Origin of the sequence: Sodalis sp. dw_96, from assembly GCF_018449575.1 — a bacterium.
Classification (GTDB): domain Bacteria; phylum Pseudomonadota; class Gammaproteobacteria; order Enterobacterales; family Enterobacteriaceae; genus Acerihabitans.
The window spans coordinates 92382-115112 of the sequence record NZ_JAAVUT010000010.1; the positions used below are offsets into that span (position 1 = coordinate 92382).

14 protein-coding genes are annotated in these 22731 nt (G+C 58.0%); 13 read left to right on the forward strand and 1 reads right to left on the reverse strand.

Translation table 11 applies throughout. The features are described 5' to 3' along the window. Positions 1-307: 307 nt before the first annotated feature. The 10 genes from nifE (at position 308) to nifM (ending at position 8952) form a co-directional block, all read left to right on the forward strand. Positions 308-1681, forward strand: a complete 1374-nt coding sequence (gene nifE, locus HB631_RS16100) for a nitrogenase iron-molybdenum cofactor biosynthesis protein NifE (protein ID WP_213992272.1) — start codon at positions 308-310, stop codon at positions 1679-1681. An 18-nt stretch (positions 1682-1699) separates the two neighbouring features. Beyond that, positions 1700-3079: a nitrogenase iron-molybdenum cofactor biosynthesis protein NifN gene (gene nifN / locus HB631_RS16105; protein ID WP_213992184.1), complete on the forward strand. Its 1380-nt coding sequence runs from the start codon at positions 1700-1702 to the stop codon at positions 3077-3079. Continuing rightward, positions 3076-3543 carry a NifB/NifX family molybdenum-iron cluster-binding protein gene (locus HB631_RS16110; RefSeq protein ID WP_213992185.1) on the forward strand — a complete coding sequence of 156 codons (468 nt, stop codon included), beginning with the start codon at positions 3076-3078 and terminating at the stop codon, positions 3541-3543. Before nifN ends, HB631_RS16110 begins: the two co-directional genes overlap by 4 nt. Before the next feature lie 151 nt (positions 3544-3694). Further along, positions 3695-4036: a hypothetical protein gene (locus HB631_RS16115; RefSeq protein ID WP_213992186.1), complete on the forward strand. Its 342-nt coding sequence runs from the start codon at positions 3695-3697 to the stop codon at positions 4034-4036. A gap of 15 nt (positions 4037-4051) precedes the next feature. Further along, entirely contained in the window at positions 4052-4903 is an 852-nt protein-coding gene (gene nifU, locus HB631_RS16120; protein ID WP_213992187.1) for a Fe-S cluster assembly protein NifU, read from the forward strand. A gap of 12 nt (positions 4904-4915) precedes the next feature. Continuing rightward, positions 4916-6127 (forward strand): cysteine desulfurase NifS, encoded by a 1212-nt coding sequence (nifS, locus tag HB631_RS16125; RefSeq protein ID WP_213992188.1) that lies wholly within the window; start codon positions 4916-4918, stop codon positions 6125-6127. Positions 6128-6143: 16 nt separating this feature from the next. Further along, positions 6144-7304, forward strand: a complete 1161-nt coding sequence (gene nifV, locus HB631_RS16130) for a homocitrate synthase (RefSeq protein ID WP_213992189.1) — start codon at positions 6144-6146, stop codon at positions 7302-7304. 1 nt (position 7305) lies between these two features. Then, positions 7306-7671: a nitrogenase-stabilizing/protective protein NifW gene (locus HB631_RS16135; protein WP_213992190.1), complete on the forward strand. Its 366-nt coding sequence runs from the start codon at positions 7306-7308 to the stop codon at positions 7669-7671. Then, positions 7668-8111, forward strand: coding sequence for a nitrogen fixation protein NifZ (locus tag HB631_RS16140; protein WP_213992191.1), 444 nt, complete (start codon positions 7668-7670; stop codon positions 8109-8111). The genes HB631_RS16135 and HB631_RS16140 overlap by 4 nt, the downstream gene beginning before the upstream one ends. A 16-nt stretch (positions 8112-8127) precedes the next feature. Continuing rightward, the gene (gene nifM, locus HB631_RS16145; protein WP_213992192.1) at positions 8128-8952 is read left to right on the forward strand and encodes a nitrogen fixation protein NifM; all 825 of its coding nucleotides are present in this window, start codon (positions 8128-8130) and stop codon (positions 8950-8952) included. Positions 8953-9171: 219 nt separating this feature from the next. On the opposite strand, the gene HB631_RS16150 is transcribed toward nifM, so the two are convergent. Continuing rightward, positions 9172-9510 (reverse strand): hypothetical protein, encoded by a 339-nt coding sequence (locus HB631_RS16150; protein WP_213992193.1) that lies wholly within the window; start codon positions 9508-9510, stop codon positions 9172-9174. A gap of 628 nt (positions 9511-10138) precedes the next feature. Here HB631_RS16150 and HB631_RS16155 point away from each other — a divergent pair. From HB631_RS16155 to HB631_RS16165, 3 genes are all read left to right on the forward strand, one after another. After that, positions 10139-11446 carry a condensation domain-containing protein gene (locus HB631_RS16155; RefSeq protein WP_213992194.1) on the forward strand — a complete coding sequence of 436 codons (1308 nt, stop codon included), beginning with the start codon at positions 10139-10141 and terminating at the stop codon, positions 11444-11446. A gap of 370 nt (positions 11447-11816) precedes the next feature. Beyond that, on the forward strand, positions 11817-17414 hold the full coding sequence (locus HB631_RS16160; RefSeq protein ID WP_213992195.1) for a type I polyketide synthase: 5598 nt from the start codon (positions 11817-11819) through the stop codon (positions 17412-17414). Next, positions 17407-22713, forward strand: coding sequence for a type I polyketide synthase (locus tag HB631_RS16165; RefSeq protein WP_213992196.1), 5307 nt, complete (start codon positions 17407-17409; stop codon positions 22711-22713). The genes HB631_RS16160 and HB631_RS16165 overlap by 8 nt, the downstream gene beginning before the upstream one ends. Positions 22714-22731: the final 18 nt, after the last annotated feature.

A 22731-nucleotide genomic window follows, 5' to 3' on the forward strand; every position in this document is an offset into this window, starting at 1 on the left:
TATTTTCCCGGAAAGAACGGAAAAGAACGCTATGTCTGGTCGTTCTCTAGGTTTATTTTTACTTTGTTAATACTCAATAATATGTCAATTCTTCTCACTCCCAATTTACCATTTGTCAATGAGATATATGGTGGCGGCGCGGTGGCTATCGATTTAAAAAAGTCTTCGGCGGACTGTTCGGTCCGTTGTCTGATTTGTCGCAATCACGACAATAAAAAGTCCTTTTAAAACAGGTGTTAAACTCTGGCCTCTGAATTGCATCTTAATTGCAATAGGTAAAATAATGCCGCTTCACAGAGAACCCATGATGAATAATAACGAAATAGCCGCCCTGTTTGTGGAACCCGCCTGTGAACACAATGGCAAACACAAAACCGGTTGTAAACCGCCCAAGCCCGGTTCCACCGCCGGCGGCTGCGCTTTTGACGGCGCGCAGATTACGCTGCTGCCGGTGACGGATGTGGCGCATCTGGTGCACGGCCCCATCGGCTGCGCGGGCAGTTCCTGGGACAACCGCGGCAGCCGCAGCTCTGGGCCGGAGTTGAACCGTCTGGGTTTCACCACTGATTTAAGCGAGCAGGATGTCATCATGGGGCGCGGCGAGCGCCGGTTGTTCCACGCCGTCCGCCACATTGCAGAGCGCTACCGGCCGGCGGCGATATTTATTTACAACACCTGTGTACCCGCCATGGAAGGAGATGATATCGAGTCGGTGTGCCGCTCGGCCTCGGCGGCGGTGGGTATTCCGGTCATTGCGGTGGATGCCGCCGGCTTCTATGGCAGCAAAAATCTCGGTAACCGTATCGCCGGCGACGTGATGCTGCGGCAGGTGGTGGGGCAGCGCGAGCCCGCGCCCTGGCCCAGTCATTATCCGGTGACGGAGAGCGGCGGCCACAGTATCGGCCTTATCGGCGAATATAATATTGCCGGTGAGTTCTGGCAGGTCTTGCCGCTGCTGGATGAACTGGGGGTGCGGGTCTTGTGCACCCTATCCGGCGATGCGCGCTTTGCCGAAATTCAAACCTTGCATCGTTCCGAAGCCAATATGCTGGTGTGTTCCCGCGCCTTGATCAATGTGGCCCGCCAGTTGCAAGAGCACTACGAAACGCCCTGGTTCGAGGGGAGTTTTTACGGTCTGCGTGAAATGTCCTCCTCCTTGCGCCAACTGGCGGGATTGCTGGGAGATGAGGATTTGCGCGTCCGCACCGAAGCGCTTATCGCCCGCGAAGAGGCTGCAGTCCAGCTGACATTGGCGCCATGGCGCGACCGGCTGCGGGGTAAACGGGTGTTGCTCTATACCGGCGGGGTCAAATCCTGGTCGGTGGTGTCGGCGCTGCAGGACCTGGGCCTGGACGTGGTGGCCACCGGTACCCGCAAATCAACCGAAGAAGATAAGGCCCGCATCCGGGCGCTGATGGGTGAAGACGCCCTGATGATGGATGAAGGTAATCCTCGTCTGCTGCTCGACACCGCCTATCGCTACGGCGCCGATATGATGATTGCCGGCGGTAGAAACATGTATACCGCCTATAAGGCCAGACTGCCGTTTCTTGATATCAACCAGGAGCGCGAAGAGGCGTTCGCCGGTTACCAAGGTATGGTCAATCTGGCGCAAGCAGTATGCCGTACATTGGAAAGTCCGGTCTGGTCGCAGGTCAACCGCCCCGCGCCATGGCACTGAAAGGCTGAGGAGAAGATCATGACACATGTTGTCCGTTCCGTTAAACCGCTTGCCACCAGTCCGATTAAAAGCGGGCAACCCCTTGGGGCCATCCTGGCCGCCATGGGGCTGGAAAATTGCATCCCGCTGGTTCATGGCGCACAGGGATGCAGCGCTTTCGCCAAAGTATTCTTTATTCAGCATTTCCATGAGCCCATTCCCTTGCAATCTACCGCCATGGAGCCGATTACCACCATCATGGGGGCGGACAATAATGTTTCCGCCGCGCTGCAAACCTTATGCGAACGCAATACGCCGCGCATTATCGTGCTGTTGAGCACCGGCCTGTCAGAAGCACAGGGCAGCGATTTAAGCCGGGCAGTGGCGCTGTTCCGCGAAAGCCATCCCAAACATCGGCAGGTGGGGATTTTAACCGTCAGTACGCCGGATTTTTACGGTTCAATGGAAAACGGTTATGCCGCGCTGCTGGAAAGCCTGGTGCAGCAATGGGTACCCGCCGCCCCTCCGGCGGGTATACGCAATAAACGGGTAAATCTGTTTCTCAGCCATATGTTCACGCCCGGCGATCAGGAGTTAATCCGCAGCTATGTGGAGGCGTTTGGTTTGCAGCCCGTCATGGTGCCGGATTTGACCCAATCCCTGGACGGTTATCTGGCTACAGGGGACTACAGCTCCCTGACTCAGGGAGGGACGCCGTTTCGTCTGATGGAGCAGTTGGGACAAAGCGCCGCGAGTTTTGTTATCGGGGTATCGCTGCAACGGGTTGCCGCGCTGTTGGAGCCCCGTAGCCGGGGCGAATGCATCCGTATGCCGCACGTGATGACGTTGCAACAGATGGATGAATTTATCCTTCAATTACACCGTATTTCCGGGCGGGAAGTGCCAAGCTGGATCGAGCGCCAGCGCGGGCAATTGCTGGATGCCATGATTGATTGCCACGGCGCGCTGCAAGGCAGCCGGCTGGCAATGGCCGCCGAGGCGGATCTGCTGCGGGCATGGGTCGATTTTGCCCAAAGCCAGGGAATGGCGGTGGGCAGCGTGGTGGCGCCGGTGAATCAGCCCGGCTTGGCCGCGCTGCCGGTGGAAACCGTTACCTTGGGGGATTTGGAAGATTTGTCGGATTTGCTGTCGGATAACCCGGCGGATATGATATTTGCCAATTCCCATGCCGCCGGCCTGTCGGCGCGGCTGGATATTCCGCTGATCCGCACCGGCTTTCCCATTTATGACCGGCTGGGAGAATTTCGCCGTACCCGCCAGGGATATGCCGGTATGCGCGACACGCTGTTCGAGTTGGGCAATGTCATGGAATATCGCCGACATCACCAGCCGGTCTACCACTCTCCCCTTAAACAGGATTTTTCCCTGGTTCCGGCCGAACAGGACAGCGGCTTATGATTAACTTCCAGCGCAATTTAAGGGTGACAACCGATTCGGACTCGGATTATGCCCTGCGCGTCGCCTTCGCCAGCTCCGATTTACACCATGTCAATCAGCATTTCGGTTCGACGCCCCGGCTGGCGATTTATGGTGTGAAGCCCGATCGGGTCAAATTGTTGCAGGTGACGGATTTCATGGCTCAACCGGGACACGATCCGGAGAAACTGGCCGGCCGCATCGCGGCGCTGGATGGCTGTTTGTCCCTGTATTGTGTGGCGGTGGGGGAGAGCGTATTCCGACAACTGTTGCGTGTGGGCGTCAGGGCGGTAAGCGTGCCTTGCACCACCTCCATCGCCCTGCTGTTGACGGAGATACAGGAAAACTGGAATGCCCCCTGTCTGCAACGCCATCAGGTTAAACGGGATCCGCACCGTTTCGAGCAATATCAGCGGGAGACACATTGGGAGGAGGACGAGTATTAATTGTGTCATTTCTCTGACAAAACCGACAACCCACCCCGACATGTTCGGGGTTTTTTATTGGCCGGGTGCGGCTATCCTATTGAAAAATCGATAAAGCTGTGACTGGCATCACATTTGCTCATTATAGATGACCCTCTTGCGGAGCGACAACATGATTCAGATCGAAGCGGAAGCCTTGCAACAGCTCTTGACCTTACAGCAACAGCTTACCGGTCCCTGCGCCGGTTTACGCATCAAGCTGGATGGCGACAGTTGCCAGGGCGGGCAAGTGACCCTGGAGTGGACCCGCCGGCAGCGGGAGGAGGATTACCCCGTCAGCTATCAGGGACTGGTGTTAATCGCCGCCATCACGCACTGGCCCTATTTACATCGGGCGGTGATCCAGGCGGGCGTCCAGGGGCAAGAGCCGGGAATATGGATTGAACTACAACTGCAGGGGACAGCCTGTCACTGCGACAATCAGGTATGCGCAACACCACAGGCAATACTGTGAGTAGGAGAAAAATTTATGTGGAATTATTCAGAAAAAGTTAAAGATCATTTTTTTCATCCGCGTAATGCCAAAGTCGTCGAACAGGCGAACGCTATAGGGGATGTCGGTTCCATCAGCTGCGGCGATGCGCTCCGGCTGATGCTGCGCGTGGATCCGGCCACTGAAGTGATCGAAGAGGCGGGTTTCCAGACCTTTGGCTGCGGCAGCGCCATTGCTTCGTCGTCCGCCCTGACCGAACTGATTATCGGCCGCACTCTCACCGAAGCCTCACAGCTGACCAATAAACAGATCGCCGATTATCTCGACGGCCTGCCGCCGGAAAAAATGCATTGTTCAGTGATGGGCCAGGAAGCGCTGCGGGCCGCTATCGCGCAGTTCCGCGGCGAGGCGCCGGAAGCGGATCACGAGGAAGGGGCGTTGATCTGCAAATGCTTCGGCGTCGACGAAGGCCATATCCGCCGGGCGGTGTTGCAAAACAACCTCACGACGCTAGAGGATGTGATTAATTACACCAAGGCCGGCGGCGGCTGCACTTCCTGTCATGAAAAAATCGAACAGACCTTAAGTGAAATCCTGAGTCAGCAGCCGGTTATGTCCAAGGCGCCTGAGAAGCCCCACGACGAAAACTGGCTGGCGGTGGAAGAGGTCATTGCCGGGCTGCGTCCGCATATCCAGGCCGATGGCGGCGACATGCGGCTGCTCGATGTCACCGAAAAACAGGTCACGGTATCGCTTTCCGGCAGTTGCAGCGGTTGCATGATGACCGATATGACTCTGGCCTGGCTACAGCAGAAATTAATCGAACGCCTGGGCCGTTTTATGCATGTGGTGTCGGACACAGCCACCATCTCCACCAGCGCAGTGTAATGAGGCAAGCCGATGAAACCTGTATATCTGGATAATAACGCCACAACCCGTATCGATCCCATGGTATTGGAAGCGATGATGCCGTTCCTCAGCGAACATTACGGGAACCCTTCTTCCATCCATGATTTCGGCCAGCCCGCCGGTATCGCCCTGGAGCGTGCGCGGGAACAGGTGGCCAGCCTGTTGGGCGCCCGCCACGACAGTGAAATCATTTTCACCTCGTGCGCCACCGAGGCCACCTCCACGGCGATCCTTTCCGCGGTGGAAGCCTACCCGGAACGCCGGGAAATCATCACCACCGTTGTGGAGCACCCGGCGACGCTGCAGGTGTGCGAACGGTTGGAGCGACAGGGTTATGTGATTCACCGTGTGCCGGTGGACGGCGACGGGGCGCTGGATTTGGACGTTTATCGGGCGGCTTTGAGCGACAAGGTTGCGCTGGTCACCGTAATGTGGGCAAATAATGAAACCGGGGTGATCAATCCGGTACGGGAGATGGCTGAACTGGCCCACCGGGCGGGCACCCTGTTTCATTGCGATGGGGTGCAGGCGGTAGGGAAAATTCCGGTCTCGCTGGCGGACAGTGAAATCGATATGCTCTCCTGTTCAGGTCATAAGTTTCACGGCCCCAAAGGCGTCGGGGGTCTTTATGTCCGGCGCGGCACCCGCTTCAGGCCCTTATTGCGCGGCGGCCACCAGGAACGGGGACGCCGCGCCGGTACCGAGAATATCGCCGGCATCGTCGGCATGGGCGCGGCGGCGGAGCTGGCGGATATTCATCTGCCGATGATGGCGGACCAGATTGCCTCTCTGCGGGATAAGTTACAACACAGCATAACCAGCGCCATTCCTTATACTCTGGTGATGGGCGGTACGCAGCCGAGAACGCCGAATACGGTGAATATCGCGTTTGAATATATCGAGGGCGAGGCGATTTTACTGCTGCTCAATCACTGCCAGATTGCCGCCTCCAGCGGCAGCGCCTGTACGTCCGGTTCGCTGGAACCTTCCCACGTCATGCGCGCCATGGGCATTCCTTATACCGCCGCCCACGGCACCATCCGTTTCTCGTTGTCTCGTTATACCCGCGAGAAAGAGATTGATTATGTCATTGAGCAGTTGCCGCCGATGATTGCCCGTTTGCGGGCGCTTTCACCCTACTGGCAAGGGGATCACCCCATGATGGCGGCGGATAACAGCGGTTTTGTCCCCACCTACGGTTAACCACAGGAACAGACCAATGACCGCTATCGTGATTAACGACACCACGCTGCGTGATGGTGAACAAAGCCCCGGCGTCGCCTTCAGCGCCGCGGAAAAACTGGCCATCGCCGCCGCGTTGACCGAGATCGGGGTCGGTGAGCTGGAGGTGGGAACGCCGGCGATGGGGGATGAGGAGTGCCGGCGCATCGCCCAGATCCGGCAGGCGTTGCCGGGCCAGACGTTAATGGCCTGGTGCCGTCTCAACCGCAAGGAAATCAGGCTGGCGGCGGAACTGGGATTGGACTGGGTGGATGTCTCGCTGCCGGCCTCGGCCCAAATGCGCGACTATAAATTGCGCTTGAACTGGCCGCAAATGGCGCAGGAGCTGGCAAGCCATATTCTTTATGCCCGCCAGTGCGGGCTGCGGGTAAGCGTGGGCTGTGAAGACGCCTCCCGCGCCAGCGACGAGGAGTTAGGGCAGATAGCGCGGGTGGCCGGCGATGCCGGCGCGCTGCGGCTGCGTTTTGCCGATACCCTCGGGGTACTGGATCCTTTCGCCACCTACGACAGCATCAAAGCGTTACGCGGTCACTGGAGTGGCGAAATCGAAATGCACGCCCATAACGATCTCGGCCTTGCCACCGCCAATACCCTGGCAGCGGTGCGGGCCGGCGCCACCCACGTCAATACCACGGTAAACGGATTAGGCGAACGGGCCGGCAATGCGTCGCTGGAAAGCGTGGCTATGGCGTTGGATACCTGCCTGCATATGGAGACCGGTATACGTTTCGAACAATTGCCCGCTCTGTGCCGTCAGGTGTCCGTGGCGGCCCGCCGGCCCATCGACCCGCAGCAGCCGCTGGTGGGGGAACAGGTGTTCACTCATGAATCGGGCATCCATGTCGCCGGTTTACTGAAGAATGCCGCCTGCTATCAGAGCATCGATCCGGCCCGTTTCGGCCGCCGTCACACACTGGTACTGGGCAAACATTCCGGCCGACACGCCGTGACGCGTATTTTTGCCGATTTGGGCTATACGCTGATGGCGAGCCAGGCGGAGCAACTGCTGCTGGTGCTGCGCAGCCGCGCCGAGGTGTGGAAACACAGCCCGTCGGACGCGCAATTACAGCAATTATATAACGAATTATTCGGCGTACTGGGACCGGACATGGGCCTGGCACTCTGCTCGGGGGGCTGATATGGAATGGTTTAACGCAATACCGGGTATTGATGAGATTGATACCGCCGAGAGCTTTTTCGACTTTTTTGAATTGCCTTACGATCCGTCGGTTATTGTCGCCAAGCGTATGCATATCATGGGTGATTTCCACCAGCGGCTGGCTGCCATCATCAGCGTACCGCTGGAGAATATCCCCGAGGGAGAAGCCGGGGTGACGGCCCGCGACAAGGCGCACTGGACCCTTGCCCGGCATCTGCTGGGGTTGAGTTATGACCACTTTTTGCAGGGCACGTTGGCCACACAGTCCGGCCTGGCGGTGTACCAGCGCAATAATAACAAACGTTATTTCATACCTTTGAGCTCCTTGACGGAGGTACAGTCGTGAAGCCCAGTTATGATTTCGGCTCCCAGGTCAGAGTTATCCGTTCATTGCGCAATGACGGGACTTTCCCGGGCATTGCCCGCGGGACGCTGCTGGTGCGTAAAGGCAGCATCGGTTATGTCCGGGAGTGGGGCAGTTTCCTGCAGGATACTCTGATTTACCAGGTCCATTTTGTGGAAGAAGACCGCATCGTCGGTTGCCGGGAACAGGAGTTGATTTCCGGCAGCGCCCCGTGGATTGCCGGCGAATTCCAGTACGGCGATTGGGTCAGCGCCGCGTTGCCGCTGGCCATTGGCGGCCAGCCGGTGGTGGTGGCCGGACAGGTCGGGCAGATAATGGATGAAATCCGCGACAGGCAGCCCATGTCCTATGTGGTGCTGTTCGACGGCCGGTTGTTCCAGGTGCCGGAAGTAGCGCTGGCGGCACAGGTATGCGAAAGCTAGAGGGAGGGTGAACGCAATGCAGCAGTGGCAGGTTTATACCCGGTTGACATTATCGCAGTCGTTATACCGCAATCCACCGTGGTTATTGAACGCGGAGGAATCAGATGAATTCGAGCGGCAATATCACCGCCAGGTCATCCTGGAAAGCCGGATAGAAGAGCAGGCCGCCCAGTGGGGCCTGCTCGCGCCGGAAAGCGATATTCTGGCCGCGCTGGACGCGTTGGATTTACGGATGGCCGACCAGGGCGATTGGCCGGCGCACTTGGCGCGCAGCGGTCTGGATCGCAACGGTCTCTATCGTGCCATGGCGCATCAGGTCTTGCTGGAAAAAGTCCTGGCCCGGGTGGCCGAACAGGCCCCGGAGCCGGACGAACAGCGAGTGGTGGACTGGTACAAAGCGCACCAGGCGCAATTTCTCCGGCCCGAACAGCGCCAGTGCAGCCATATTTTATTGGCGGTGGACGAGGATCAGCCGGATTGCCAGCCCGACCAGGTGCGCCAACGCATAAACGAGATACATGCACATCTTGAAGACGACAACGGACAGTTCGCCCAGTTGGCCCAGCGCCACTCGCAATGTCCCACCGCGCTGGACGGCGGCAACCTGGGCTGGATCAGCCGCGGGTTGCTGTTCGACATGCTGGATAAGGTGTTATTCGAGATGTCGGCGCCAGGCATCAGCGAGGTAGTGGAGAGCCCCATCGGGCTGCATATTCTCTATTGCCGCGATATCCGTGCCGCCTCCACCCAGCCCCCAGACGAGGCGATCGCGTCCATACGCAGGCAGTTCCGGGAAAAATTACAGAAGCAGCACCAGCGGCTTTGGTTAAAGGGGCTTTGAACATTTTAGGATCTTTTTTCTCACGGTTCCTGGCATGATTAAGCATGCCTTCGGAAATGTCATAGCCTACGACCTCGCCAGCGCCGTTTTCCTTCAGCCAGCGCGAGAAAAAACCGGGGCCACCGCCTAAATTCACTATTTTCAATCCATCAATAGTGCCGAGATAAGTGCCGAGATAATTTTTAATCGCGTGTATTCACCCTCTCTGGCAATAGGGCGTTAATGCAAAACATTGATTGGCGCATCGGTTAATAATCGATAATCCATGATGTCCCACCAATTCTCCTGCTCAATATACCGTTTTCCCCATTCCGGACTTTCACATAGTTCCACCACCGATTTGCAATACTCCCCCAAGGCCTCGCTATCGGCGAACGAAACGTAATGTTCCAGGCAATAATCATCCTCGCCCACGGTCCGAATATACCAGCGTTTGTTTTGTGCCATGGACAGCCGTCCGTAGAACCATTTATCACGATCTGATACCCATTGCCAAAATGCCGTCAGATCCCGGCGGGCTTGCAGAGTGGGCTTATAAAGATACATTAGATGCAACATAAATTTTTCTCCTCAGCGTCATAATGTCATTTAGCTATTTTTCTTTCTAACGACATCCCGGTTCATTACACCTTGGGTAATGGCTGGAGCTTTTTACGTGCTGGATCCTGCAAATGTCGTTTTTATCAGCAGCATGAGATGGCTCTTTTTGACGTTAAAATTGATAATGAATAATTTATAAAAGCAGCTTTCTCTAAATAAGAAGTTTTTGTCACTCATTCTTCCGGGTACATAGGTAAGCTATTTTTCTTATACGGAAATTATGTAAGTATTTTATCATTCAAAATTTGATGAAGATCACGTTGTAAGATCCTTTGGACCGAATGTCAAAAATGAGTATGCGACTGGACTTATTGCAGGCATACAGCAGTGCGTCAATTGCTATTTTTATTATTCAGGTTAAAAAATGTACATAAAATGGTTTTTTTGTATATCAAGAATTAACTTAGGTGATTCTATTCTTTATCGAGTAAGTTGGGATTCGTATTTACCTTAGGCGGCATAAGGGTTATCCATTAATTTATTGGCAATGCAATGAATCTACTGTGATGCTGAGATATTTAAGATCTTACCTCTCTGGTATGACGGCATAATTCTTGTTAGCCTGTAGTCAGGACGGAGGAACCGCATGATGCGACTACAGCTTGGTCAACTTTACGATATTAAATATTCTATAAGGCCGATGAATCTTTTTTTCGGTGAGGTTTTGGTGCCGTTGGAGCGGCTATCACCGGTCTATGCAGAGGTTGCGGTACGGCATCTGGCGGCTAAATACGAAATGCTGCGGGCACGTTTTACCTTTAACGGTTTTGATAGCCGAACAACTATTCTCGCCGCGGACGATCCCTGTTTCAGTCAGGCGTTTGAATGCCGTCCGTCATCACCCCTGGCGGATACGCGACAGGTAGAACTATTGGCGTATGTGAATGAAACAAGAAAAATAATGTCCGCCGGGGTTCCGCCTTTATTCCGCTATTGTCTTTTTACCAGCCCAAACCATCAGCATCAACGATTGTTATTTATCATTAATCACCTGATGTGCGACGGTATTTCCAGCAGGATCCTTTGGCGGGAATTTTCATGGGCCTACCGGCGAGCGGCCAAAGGAGAATGTATCCCACGGCGGGCCAGCGGGCATTACCGCCGCCTTGGAGAGGAGTTGGTCAATCGCCACCATTTGCTCAGGGGACAGGGTTGCGCTTTTTTAAAGCCCCCGGAAGGTGAACGCCTTGATATTATGGCGGGCACAGCCTTGGCGGAGCGTTCAGTCTGTTTAATGAAGAACCGGAAAACCGAAACCCGGCGCTTTGACGGCGAAAGCCTTGATCGGTTGAAATGTGCCGCTCGCAGTCACGGCCTTGGTCTATCGGAGTTTTTTTTGTTGCTTTTCCTGCGCGCGTTATCCGCTGTCTATGGAGAAGGTTCCGTTGCCATAACGCTCTGGTTCGCGCCACAATTTATCGGTGATTGGCAAACGACGGTGCATGACCTGGTGGGTTCGGCGGCATTCCCCGTCCCCGCATGGTTTTCAGTCCGTTGTTATAAAGAAATTACCGACGCCATCGTTGCCTTGAAACAAGGATTATATGCCGCCATGGAGTCCGCCGCCGATTATGCAGCCTGGTTCTACGCACCGGTAGCCCGGGTGCAAAGGCCGTCGATGCCGGCCGTCAGTTTTAATTTCGTCGGCGACCGCCGGTGTTCACCGGATATTCTTGCTTACCGGCTGGCCCCTGAAGAGGTGCGCATAGGCCGGACCGATGATGAGCTCGCCGAATCACCTCTGAGTTGTGAAGTCGAAACCTATGGCGATATGCTTGAACTCATTTTGGCTGCATATCCCGATGGTGGTCTGGGCCGTCTCCCTTCCTTGCTTATGGTGAATATGGAAAAAGAGTTATATTCGCTGCTGGCTGACAAGAGATTAATGAATTGAGTTATCATCGAATTTGTGGATAGGGCCTCAGATTTCCCAGACTGTTTGTTTCGGGTCTATTATCTTTCATAACGATGAGGTAATTACAGTTTACTCTATTTCATGATGTTTTCGGTATTATATTGCGTTTTGAGAAAAATTCACTAAGGTGTTAACTCATTCGCCTAAATTGGACTTTTAATGATTTCATCACTAGCAGTAGCGCCATTTTTATCAAAAAAAACCAAGTTGCTATCTTTGGCGAATAATGGTATTTCTTGTTTATCAATAAATATCAGTGCGGAAAATTATAGAATTTTATAGAATATCTAAACTGTATTAAATATGTAATTTTAAGCTGAAGGGATTATTACGCAAAGGGATTATTTGCATGAAAATACAGCCAGACTATAACGGAACAGTCAATATTATTCTTCAAGAACTGGACCTGGGCGGCACTGGGTTTATTTCCCCCCATGACCCCATGGGGTCACGAATTCAGGATTCCGTCGCCGCCGCCGCTTTTATGGGTCGTCTGTCACAGCGACTCCATCGGGTTGTGCCGCTGACGGTGTTCTGGGCCTATCCCTCCGCCGCTGAATTGGCCGGCTATCTTACCGATCTCACCCCTGCGCCGGCGCGCTCCCCGGTGAATGAAATCAAGGCCGAACGAGCCGCCACCCTTGAACCCATTGCCATTGTCGGGTTGGCCTGCCGCTTGCCGGGCGCCGGGGACGCGGCGGGTTTTCGTCGCTTGCTCAGGGCGGGTCGTTGCGCCGTGGGACCGGTGCCTGATGGCCGTCTCATCGGCGGAGCGTTTCATCAGCGGTGGGGCAATCCATTATGCAGAGGCGGCTTTTTGCCTGATGTGGCGGGCTTTGATCGGCGGATTTTCGGCATCTCTCGTCATGAATCCCGGCAGATGGATCCGCAGCAGAAATTGGTGCTGGAAGCCGGCTGGTCCGCTATTGAGGACGCGGGGCTTGATCCACATAGCTTAAAACAGGCGCGGGGGGGCGTATTTATCGGGGCGATGTGGAATGATTTTGCCCATTATGCCGTCTCGGGGGAGATATCCGCGCACTCCGCCACCGGAATGGATCTCAGTATTATCTCGGCGCGCCTGTCGTTTTTGCTTGGGTTATCAGGTCCGGCCCTGACTATCAATACGGCATGTTCTTCATCCCTGGTGGCCATCCATTTGGCCTGCCAAAGTCTGCGAGCGGGAGAGTGCGAATTCGCCCTGGCGGGCGGGGTGAATGTGATTCTGTCCGAGCACAGCAACGCGGCCATGCATTCACTCGGCGTTATCTCGCCGTCGGGTGCCTGTCATGCCTTTGCGGCGCAGGCCGACGGCTACGCGCGAGCCGAAGGCTGCGGTATCCTCCTGTTGAAACCCCTTTGCGCGGCCCTTAGGGATGACGACCCTATTTATGGAACGGTATGCGCCAGCGGGGTGAATAACAATGGTGACAACGCCTCCCTGACCGCCCCTTCGGCGCGGGCGCAGGAGATACTGATGCGTGAGGTGTGCCGTCAGGGGGGAATCTCGCCGGGGGACGTGGACTATCTGGAGGCCCATGGCACGGGAACACTGTTGGGTGATCCCATTGAGGCCGCCGCGGCCGCCAAGGTGTATTGCCAGGGGCAAAACAGGACCGGACCCTTGATTGTCGGATCGGTGAAGGCCAATATCGGCCATTGCGAGGCCGCGTCCGGAGTGGCCGGGCTGATAAAGATCCTGCTCGCCATGCATGACGGCGAGATACCGTCCCAGGCTAATTTTCATCACCCCAACCCCCATATCGATTTGGCGGAGTTGGGCATAACCATTCCCCGGCAGCGGGTACCCTGGCCCGCGGGCAGCCGAGGGCGCCTGGCGGCGCTGAGTTCCTTTGGGTTCGGCGGCACCAATGCCCACGCCATCATTGCCGATACCTGGCAGAGTCGACATCACACGCCTCCCTCCACGCATCATACCCTGTCCGCAGGAAAGGCCGGCGATGCCGCGCCCGGCGGTTGCAAAATGACTGCGAATACAGGCGCGGCGGTTAATAATTCAATGGCGTCGGCCTTTTCCGGTGCGGCGGTCAATGATTCAATGGCGTCGACAGTTGCCTGTGCGGCGGCCATTCACCCCGGGATGCCTTCGGTTGCCGGTGTCCCCGGCGCGACACTGGTATTCTCCGGGCAAGGATCGCATTGGACCAGTATGGGTTTAGCGCTGGCGGGTATCGATCCCGTCTTTCGCTCCCGGATAAAAGCCTGTGATGGGGCGGTGGGTAAACTTGCCGGTTGGTCCCTGGCCCAACGGCTGTACTCCCCCAAGGAAGATTTTACCGACATTCGTATCGCCTGGCCCTGTCATCTTGCCATTCAATTGGGCATCGCCGATATCTGGCAGAGCCGGGGACTGGCGGTGACGGCGGTGCTGGGGCATAGCATCGGCGAATTGGCCGCGGCTCATTGGGCGGGCATGCTGTCTCTCGAGGAGGCATTTGCTATCTCACTGGCCCAGGCCGAATGGGCCGCCGGCCAGCATGGAATGATGGCGTTGATCGGCCTGGACTGGTCGCGAACCGGGGCGTTGTTGAAACAAACCGGCCTTCCGATCGATCGCGCGATTCAGCACCAGGAACATGCCACCGTCGTATCCGGTTCTGTGGAAACAATGGCCGCTCTCAGGTCGGCCTGTAAAGCTCAACGCATTGACTTTGCGCCGGTAAACTCGTCGGCTGCGGTTCATCGGCCGGTGACGGATTGGCAGGGGGAAAAGCTGGAGGCGGCGCTGCCCAAAATAACCGCCGCGCCGCCGGCAATAACGTTTTATTCGGCCATGGCCGGGGGCGATGCGGCGACAGGCGGACTGCCATGGACGCATTGGCGAGACCTGTTGATAAAGCCGCTTTATTGGTGTGATCACGTCAACATCGTGATGGCCGGGAAACGGACAGTGTTCGTCGAGATTTCGCCGCATCCCGTGGTGCTGTCGACACTGTTACGGGATAACGGCGAGAGGCATGTGGCTGTAGCCAGCGCCCGCAAAGACCAATTTGCCCCCAAGATCATGGATGAAGCGATAGCGTTGTTATCCCGTCACGGTTTTGACCTTTCTCAACGCACGGCGAATAGCGTTCAGGCCGGTACCGGTCCGTTGCAACGACAATCTCCGCCGAAACAGGCCTTTTGGCTGCTACCGGTGTCGGCGCGCTGCCCGGATGTTCTTGGGGCGCGATGCGCCCAATTGGCGGCGTTGCTTGAGGATCCGGCCGTTTCGTTATCAGACCTCTGCTTCACCCTGGCGGCCCGAACAGCGCATTATGCCCACCGGGCAGCGTTTGTCGTTGCCGAAAAGGAGGAGGCAATACAGGCGTTGAGGGGGTTCAACGGTGAAACGGCAAGGGCTGATATCGCCAGCTCGCAAACGGCGACAAGCAAACGGGTCGGCCTGCTGTGTTCCGCCCGGCACTGGATATCGTCTGAGGATCTGGCGGTATTGATTGAACAGCCGGTTTTTCGTTTGACGTATAAACGCGGCCAGCGGGCGCTGCAAAACCTTTCTATATCAGACTCGAGCGGTGTCGGCGCCGCCTTCCTGCAGCAAATTTCCCTGGCCGCATTGCTATTCTGGTATGGGGCCGGGCGGGCCGAATTTATCGGCACCGACGAGGGCGGGGTGATTGCCGCCCATCTGCATGGGGACCTGACGCTGTCTGACGCCATTGCCCAATTGCGCCGGAATCCGGACCGGCCGGCGACACATGTCTGCCCGGGTGAACAAGCGGAAGCAATCCTGGCGGCGGCGCGGGAAAATCATCTCAAGGCCATCATGCCCTTAACGCTGGACATCCATAACGCGGCAATACCGGATGGCGATACCGCTCTTGCCGTTAGCCGCTGTGAACAATGGTTTAAGCCTGGGGCCGGTCCTGTGCATAAACGTTTATTAGGGCTGTTGGGCAGCTTATACACCCTGGGTTCGATAGCGGATCTGCGCCGGCTAGGGGGACAGGGCGACAAAATCATCCTGCCGGAACCGCCTTGGCGGCATGATAACCCCATCCGTCCGCGCAGCGCCGACGCCAATGGCGAAGGCACCGCACCGGGAAAGCCGCCAATAAACCTGTATGAGCTGCAATGGATTGCGGCGCCCCGCGCTCCCGCTGAACCTGACCGGAATCGTGCCGGGGAAAATAACGGTGAAGATAACAGTGACGACGCCTCGGGTTATGCCGGCGCGGGGCGGATGATATTTGCCGATCCCGCCCTTGCGAAGCAACTCACGGCCCGGGGCGTTGGCGCGCAGGCGATATGGGTAGCGTGCGGCGACCGCTATCACGACCACGGCAATGGGCATAACGTGACGGTGAACCCCGCCGACCCGGACCACCTTTCCCGATTGCTGGAGAGATATCCGGTCATTAAGATCCTCTATCTCCGGAGCTTGTCCATGCCAACCGACGAGGATTTACCGGCGCGTCCCGTCCGGGGTTTGCGCAAGGCCGCCGACGGCGGCTTCCCTGCGCGTTTCGTGCTTGAACCGCTCCTTCATCTTATCCGGGCCCTGGCGACGAAAAACCTTGGCGATACCGAACTTTGTCTCGTCACCGCCGGCTGCCAGCCGGTGGGCGGCATACCCGTTAATCGGCCGGAACCGGCCTTATTATGGGGGTTGGCCCGTACGTTGCGGCTTGAGCACCCTGAGATAAATTGCCGCATTATCGATATCGATCCGAGCCACGGCGACATCCCGCTCTCTGAGAATGCCCTAACCGGTCTTTTGCGAGGCATTAGCGGCTATTGCCCGGTTGAAAGCGCCTGGCGCGGCGAACAGTGCCATGTGCCGGCGCTTGCCGTTTGCCCGGGACCGCCCCCCGAGAGGCTGAAATCAACCTATATAAGCGATTCGACGGGTTTTTATCTGATAAGTGGCGGCCTGGGCGCATTCGGCTTGCATCTGGCGCACTGGCTTATCGATCGCGGCATTAAAAACATTGTGCTGATGGGCCGCAAGGGCGCTGACGCGACGACGGGACACGCCGTCGCCGGGCTTGAGCAGCGCGGCGCAAGGATAGGGACCTATGCCGCCGATGTGGCGAATCTGACGGCATTGCAAAATGTCGTCTCCCATGCGGAAGCCGCTTTCGGTCCGTTAAACGGCATTATCCACGGGGCCGGACTCTTTCGCGGTGGTTTTCTTCAGCATGATAGCGCCGCCATCCATTACGAGGTCATGCGCCCGAAAATCGAGGGCGCCATGAATCTTCACCACATTACCCGACAGCGGCCGGTGAGAGAGTTCATCCTGATCTCGTCCGCATCGTCGGTATTGGGGTTATCCCGCTACGCGGGTTACGCCGCCGCCAATGCCTGTTTGGATGCCCTGGCCTGGATGCGTCGGGGGTCGGGGCTACCCGCCCTTAGCATTGGTTTCGGGCCTTTCTCCGACGCGGGTCTGGCGTTATCAGAAGCCGCGCTGATGAATTCCTCCCGCTTACCGGCGTTAACCATGACCGAAGGCATCGGGTGGTTATCTCGCGCCCTGGCGGCGGGAATGACCCATGGGATTGCCATGGCTTACGATGCCCCGGCTCCGGCCCATGGGATCGCCAAGGTTTACGGAGCGCCGGAACGATTCACTCAGGACATGGCCGGTGCGGTCCTTCCGGCGAAAACCGCCCCGTCGCACACCGCATTATCTTCCGCCCCCCCCGGCCAACGAGCCGCCCGGGTCATGAGCTATCTTCGCCGACAGGCGGCCGACCTGGCCGGTTGTGACGGCGAGCGCCTGTCCGACCGTCTGCCCTTGCGTGACGCGGGTATCGATTCATTGACGGGGGTCGAGCTGCGCAATCGGCTACAACGGGAATTCTGTATCCCGCTGCCGGTTACGCTGCTATGGGATTATCCGACCCTGGCTGAATTAACGGTGTTTATTCTTAATCGCGTCCAGATGAATAGTCCTCACAGGGAGAATCGTTATGAATAAACGTTCCGACACCGGGCAGGCGTCGCCACTGAAACGGACGACGTTTACCCCCCGCCCGGTGAGTGAGAAACGGGAGGCCGGCCGGGCTGAACCGATAGCGATTACCGGACTGGCCTGCCGGGTTCCCGGCGCCGACACCGCCGACGGATTCTGGCAACTGCTGGCGGACAAACGGGATGCGGTCGGGGAAATTCCTCCGCATCGTTGGGATAACGCAGCCTGGTATCATCCCGATCCGCAGATGCCCGGCAAGCTCGCCACTCGCTGGGGCGGCGTTATTGCCGCCGATGGGTTCGACCATGATTTTTTCGGCATATCTTTCGAAGAAGCCCGGCAAATGGACCCGCAACAGCGAATATTTCTGGAGGTTGCCTGGGAAGCGCTGGAAGATGCCGGTCTGACCCGGGGGGATTTAGCGGGGAGCCAGACCGGCGTCTTTGTCGGCGCCGTTAATTATAACGGCGATTACGCGCGGCACGTTTTTTCGGATATCCAGCGTATCAACGCCTTCAGCGGTCCGGGGGTGGCGAACAGCGTCCTGTCCGGCAGGCTGGCCTATTTATACGATCTGAAAGGGCCGAATATCACTATTGATACAGCCTGTTCCTCTTCGCTGGTGGCGCTGCACCTGGCCTGCCAAAGCCTGCGGCAACAAGAGTGCGACCGGGCGATTGCCGGGGGCGTCAATATAATTATCGCTCCCGAATTTACCCTGGCCACCTCGCGCATGAATCTTATGGCGGCCGACGGACGCTGCAAACCTTTTGACGCCGCCGCCGACGGTATCGTCAGGAGCGACGGCTGCGGCGCGGTGGTGCTGAAACGGCTTTCCGATGCGCAACGGGGGGAAGATCGGATACTGGCGGTCATTCGCGGTTCGGCGATTAATCAGGACGGACGAACCAATGGGCTCACCGCACCCAGCGGCCACGCTCAGACGGCGTTGATAAAACAGGCATTGGCCCGGGCGCAGACAGCGCCGGAGGATATCGGTTATATCGAAGCGCACGGCACCGGCACGCCGCTGGGGGACCCCATCGAAATCGCCGCCATCTCCGCTGCGCTGGGAGAACAGGCCGAACGGCATCCCTGCTATGTCGGTTCGGTCAAGGGCAATGTGGGACATTGCGAGGCGGCGGCGGGCATCCTGTCATTTATCAAGGTGGTGCTCTCCCTGCAACGCGGCGTTATTCCGCCGCAGGCGCACCTGAGCGTGATTAATCCGCATATTGATTTATCCCGGCGTCGGGTGATTTTTCCGCAAAAAATGACCCCCTGGCCGGTGGCAAACGGTTTACTGCAATGTGCGGGGGTCAGTTCTTTCGGCTGGTCCGGCACCAACGCCCATGCCATCGTCGCGGCGGCGCCGGAAGGCGCGGTGAAAGAAAGACCGCGGCAAACGGCGCTCGTCCTGCCGCTGTCCGCCAGCGGCGAGCCGGCGCTGCGACGGCAGGCCGGTCGGTTTGCCGACCTGCTGGCCCAACAAGATTCAACGCAGGAAACGGCATCCGCCGATCTCTGCTATACCGCGGCTACCGCACGAACTCACCACCCTTATCGCCGGGCTTTTGTCGCTGATAACGCCGCCGGACTCGCCTGCGCCATTACTCGTTGGCTTGAGTCCGGACAGACGTTGGTTAAACATTCTCCCGGCGGCCTTGCCCTGATCTTTAGCGGGCAAGGGGAGCAATGGCCCGGCATGGTGGATGAATTGATGACCTGTGAGCCGGTTTTTCGCCAGGGGATGCTGCGCTGTGACGCAGAAGTGCGTCGTTTGGCCGGGTGGTCGGTGCTGGAGGCGATACGGGCGGGAAGCAGCGACGATTTAAGCGCCACCGCCATTGCCCAACCCTGCATTGTATCGATTCAAACCTCGCTTTTTTCAATGCTCACCGGCTGGGGCATCCGGCCGGCGGCGGTAGCCGGGCACAGCGTGGGTGAATTCTCCGCCGCCTGCTGCGGAGGCGTTTTTTCCCTTGTGCAGACGCTGGCGGCGGTTATCGCCCGAGGCCGGATTATGGAGGCCATCCGCTCGGATGGGAAAATGTTAGCCGTCGCCGCCGCCGAAGAGCAACTCCGCACGCTGTTAAAAGATTGCCCCGGTGTGACGGTGGCGGCCTTGAACAGCCCGGGGTCGACGGTGCTCTCGGTGGATGCGGCACAGGCGGACAATCTGAAAACGCTGCTGGAAAACGCCGGATTAACATTTTTTCCCGTCAATCCCCATTACGCTTTCCATGGCCCGCAGATTGAAAAACTCAGCGACCCGCTGTCGGCGGCGTTTACGCCCCTGGAGCCCATGGATAGCCACCTGATTGTGGCCTCCGCGACCCGGGGAGAGATAGTCGAGGGCCGCTGCATGGATTCCCGTTACTGGGTCGCCAATGCCCGGCAGCCGGTACGATTCACGGCGGCTATCGGCTGCTTGCTCCGCGCCGGCATCGACGATTTTTTGGAAATAGGCCCCGGCGCCACGCTGACGCCGCATATCAATAACTGTCTGAGAAAAGCCGGACGGCAGGCACGGGCCGCAGGTGTGTTGCAACGGGGCAGGCCACAGTATCAGTCACTGCTTGATTGCGCCGCGCGGCTCTATTCCTCGGGTCATGATCTTGACTGGCGGGTTGTGATGAAAGATCGCGGCAACCTCGTCTCCCTGCCGCCCCCGCCCTGGCGACATACCTCCTGCTGGCTGCCGTTAACGCCGACGGCCGGTCAGGCCGCTTCACTGGCGGGGGAGGCACAGGGGCCGGCGTTGGAACATCTCTCCTTTCGGGCCGTCTGGGGCGCAAAGGCGCAGCCGCTGCTGGCGGATCACTGCATGTTCGGCTATCTGGTGGTGCCGGGGGCGGTACATATCGCGGTCATTACCACGCATCTTAACCGCTATTTGAGAACCTATGATTTTACCCTTGCCAACCTGGTCTTCATCCGGCCGCTTATTCTGCAATCCGCCGACAGCGCCATTGCTACCCTGGCTTTTGGCCCGCGCCGCAAAGACGCCGATGCGGTGGATTTTACCCTTGACGCCGCCGATGAGCGCGGGCGAGGGCGGCTGGCTCTCTCCCGAGGGACGATAAACCTCGGGGCTGACGGCGAAAATCCGGAGCCGGTGCAACAATGTTTCAAAGAGCGCGTCGAGTTACTGGAGCGTCAGAACGTTGAAGATTTTTATCAGCGGGCGCATTCCTCCGGTTTACAATTAGGGCCGTCGTTTCGCTGGTTAACCGAACTCTGGTGCGACCCCGCCGCGGGCCGGGCCTGTTTCACCCTGGGCAATGAAGCCGACGACCGGGCCGACCCTTATCTGGCCCTGTCTCCCGGGTTGATAGACGCCTGCTTCCAGGCCCTGTTCGCGGCGTTCCGGCGGCGGTTCCCCCACAGCGACCTTTTTATTCCCCTGAGCGTGGACCATCTGCGCATCAGGCAACAAATGACGGCTCCCCTGTGGGGAGAGGCAACGCTGACCTCATCCCTCAAGGCGGATGTGGAAACCCTGTGCGGCGACATCCGGCTGTACACCGACGGCGGTACGTGCGTTGCTTGTTTTCACCGGGTCACCCTGAAAAGAGTGAAGGCGGCGTCATTGACGCCGCCGTTTACGGACCCGTCCGCCGCCCTTTACCGTTTTGAATGGGCCGAACTCCCCCTCCGGCCGGTCACGGCGCCACGGCTGAAAGAGTGTACGATTATCGCCCGCGACGGCGCCGATGCACGGGCGTTTGCGCACGCCATGACAGCGGCGGGAGTCAGGGCAACGACCCTCATTCATCAAGGGGATGCTCTGTCCACCGCCTCTTTGACCGCACTGTCGGGGACGGTGATTTATCTTGCCGGCTGTGGGGATGCGTGCGAATCCTTCACGGCAAGGGAGTGGCTGAACCACGAGATGCGGGCCTTCGGCGACCTGAACCGGATAGCCGATATCGCCGCCCAAAGCGCGGCAAGTCGCCAACTGCGAGTATGGGCCGTCACCCTGAGCCGGTCCGAAGAGCACTGCTGTGATATGGGCGGCGCCGTTTTATGGGGCTTGGGGCGGACCATTGCCAAAGAATATCCGTCAATTTGGGGCGGTATGATAGCGTTGCCCGTTCAGGCACTGGCGGGTGGCGGTATGGAGCCGTTACCGGCATTGCTGGCATCCGTGGCGCGGGTGCCGGAGTACCGGCTGCAGGCTGACAAGGTCTTTGGACGCAAGGTGATCCTGCCGCCACAGGATACCGCCCCACGGCCTCTTCGCCGGGACGGCAGCTATCTCATTACCGGCGGCTGCGGCGAAACCGGACGTTTGCTGGCCGAACGGTTGTTTTCCGAAGGCGCCGGCGGCGTCATGCTGCTGGGCCGATCCGCGCTGACGCCTGAATTGATCTCGCTGGCGCGGGATTATAAGCAGCGGGCTCTTCATCTGCGCCTGTTCCAGGGAGATGTGGCCCATCGGGAAGATATCGACGCCGCGATCCGCGCCATGGATCGTTTTATGCCACCGCTGGCCGGGGTTTTTCATCTGGCCGGCGTGCTGGATGACGCCCCGCTGGCGAAGATGAATGCGGATAGGGTCCGGCGGGTTTTTCAGCCAAAGGTCTGCGGCGCCTGGAATCTCCACCGCGCCACGGCCGATCGGAAACTGGAGATATTCGCGCTCTTCTCTTCCCTATCGTCGGTTATCGGCACCCCGGGCCAGGGGGCTTACGCCGCGGCCAACGCCTTTATTGAGGCGTTGGCCCGCTATCGGATAGTCAAAGGACTTCCGGCGGCGGCCATAGCCTGGGGACCATGGCGGGGCGGTATGACCACCCGCCTTGACCCGGCGCACCGGCGGAGGTTCGCCGATGCCGGCCTGGGTTTGCTCGATCCGGGCGACGTCATGGCGTGGAGCGTCCGGCGCCAGATACAGAACGCGGCACATCCCATCGTGGCGGATATCACCGCGCCTGACCTGGAAAAACTCCTTGGCCGTGGCCTTACTCCCCAAGAGATCCCAGGGGAAATCACCCGGCGGACACAGGACACGCCGGATATCGTTTGTACCTTGGCGGCGCTCCCATCACCCCAGGCGCGGCATGTGGCCGTCCTGCAATTTTTGCTGCGGGAAATCGGCAAGATGGTCACCGTCGGGCCCCTGAGGGAGGATATGCCGTTGCATTCCCTGGGACTGGACTCGTTGACCGCCGTCGCCATCGTGCAAAATATTCGCAGCCAGACCGGCTTGCCCATTCCCATCGCCCTGCTTTTCGACAGCGATAATGTGCGGGAGGCCGCCGTAAAGCTTGGGTGCATTCTATGGCCGGATGATAAATGAACTCAAAGGAGTGAGCCA

What these genes read in the sequence shown, in the direction of transcription:
- HB631_RS16110 (WP_213992185.1), top strand. Translation starts at nt 3,076, where the DNA reads ATGATTAACTTCCAGCGCAATTTAAGGGTGACAACCGATTCGGACTCG.
- nifS (WP_213992188.1), top strand. Translation starts at nt 4,916, where the DNA reads ATGAAACCTGTATATCTGGATAATAACGCCACAACCCGTATCGATCCC.
- HB631_RS16155 (WP_213992194.1), top strand. Translation starts at nt 10,139, where the DNA reads ATGATGCGACTACAGCTTGGTCAACTTTACGATATTAAATATTCTATA.
- HB631_RS16115 (WP_213992186.1), top strand. Translation starts at nt 3,695, where the DNA reads ATGATTCAGATCGAAGCGGAAGCCTTGCAACAGCTCTTGACCTTACAG.
- nifE (WP_213992272.1), top strand. Translation starts at nt 308, where the DNA reads ATGAATAATAACGAAATAGCCGCCCTGTTTGTGGAACCCGCCTGTGAA.
- HB631_RS16165 (WP_213992196.1), top strand. Translation starts at nt 17,407, where the DNA reads ATGAATAAACGTTCCGACACCGGGCAGGCGTCGCCACTGAAACGGACG.
- nifV (WP_213992189.1), top strand. Translation starts at nt 6,144, where the DNA reads ATGACCGCTATCGTGATTAACGACACCACGCTGCGTGATGGTGAACAA.
- HB631_RS16160 (WP_213992195.1), top strand. Translation starts at nt 11,817, where the DNA reads ATGAAAATACAGCCAGACTATAACGGAACAGTCAATATTATTCTTCAA.
- nifN (WP_213992184.1), top strand. Translation starts at nt 1,700, where the DNA reads ATGACACATGTTGTCCGTTCCGTTAAACCGCTTGCCACCAGTCCGATT.
- HB631_RS16135 (WP_213992190.1), top strand. Translation starts at nt 7,306, where the DNA reads ATGGAATGGTTTAACGCAATACCGGGTATTGATGAGATTGATACCGCC.
- nifM (WP_213992192.1), top strand. Translation starts at nt 8,128, where the DNA reads ATGCAGCAGTGGCAGGTTTATACCCGGTTGACATTATCGCAGTCGTTA.
- nifU (WP_213992187.1), top strand. Translation starts at nt 4,052, where the DNA reads ATGTGGAATTATTCAGAAAAAGTTAAAGATCATTTTTTTCATCCGCGT.
- HB631_RS16150 (WP_213992193.1), bottom strand. Translation starts at nt 9,510, where the DNA reads ATGTTGCATCTAATGTATCTTTATAAGCCCACTCTGCAAGCCCGCCGG.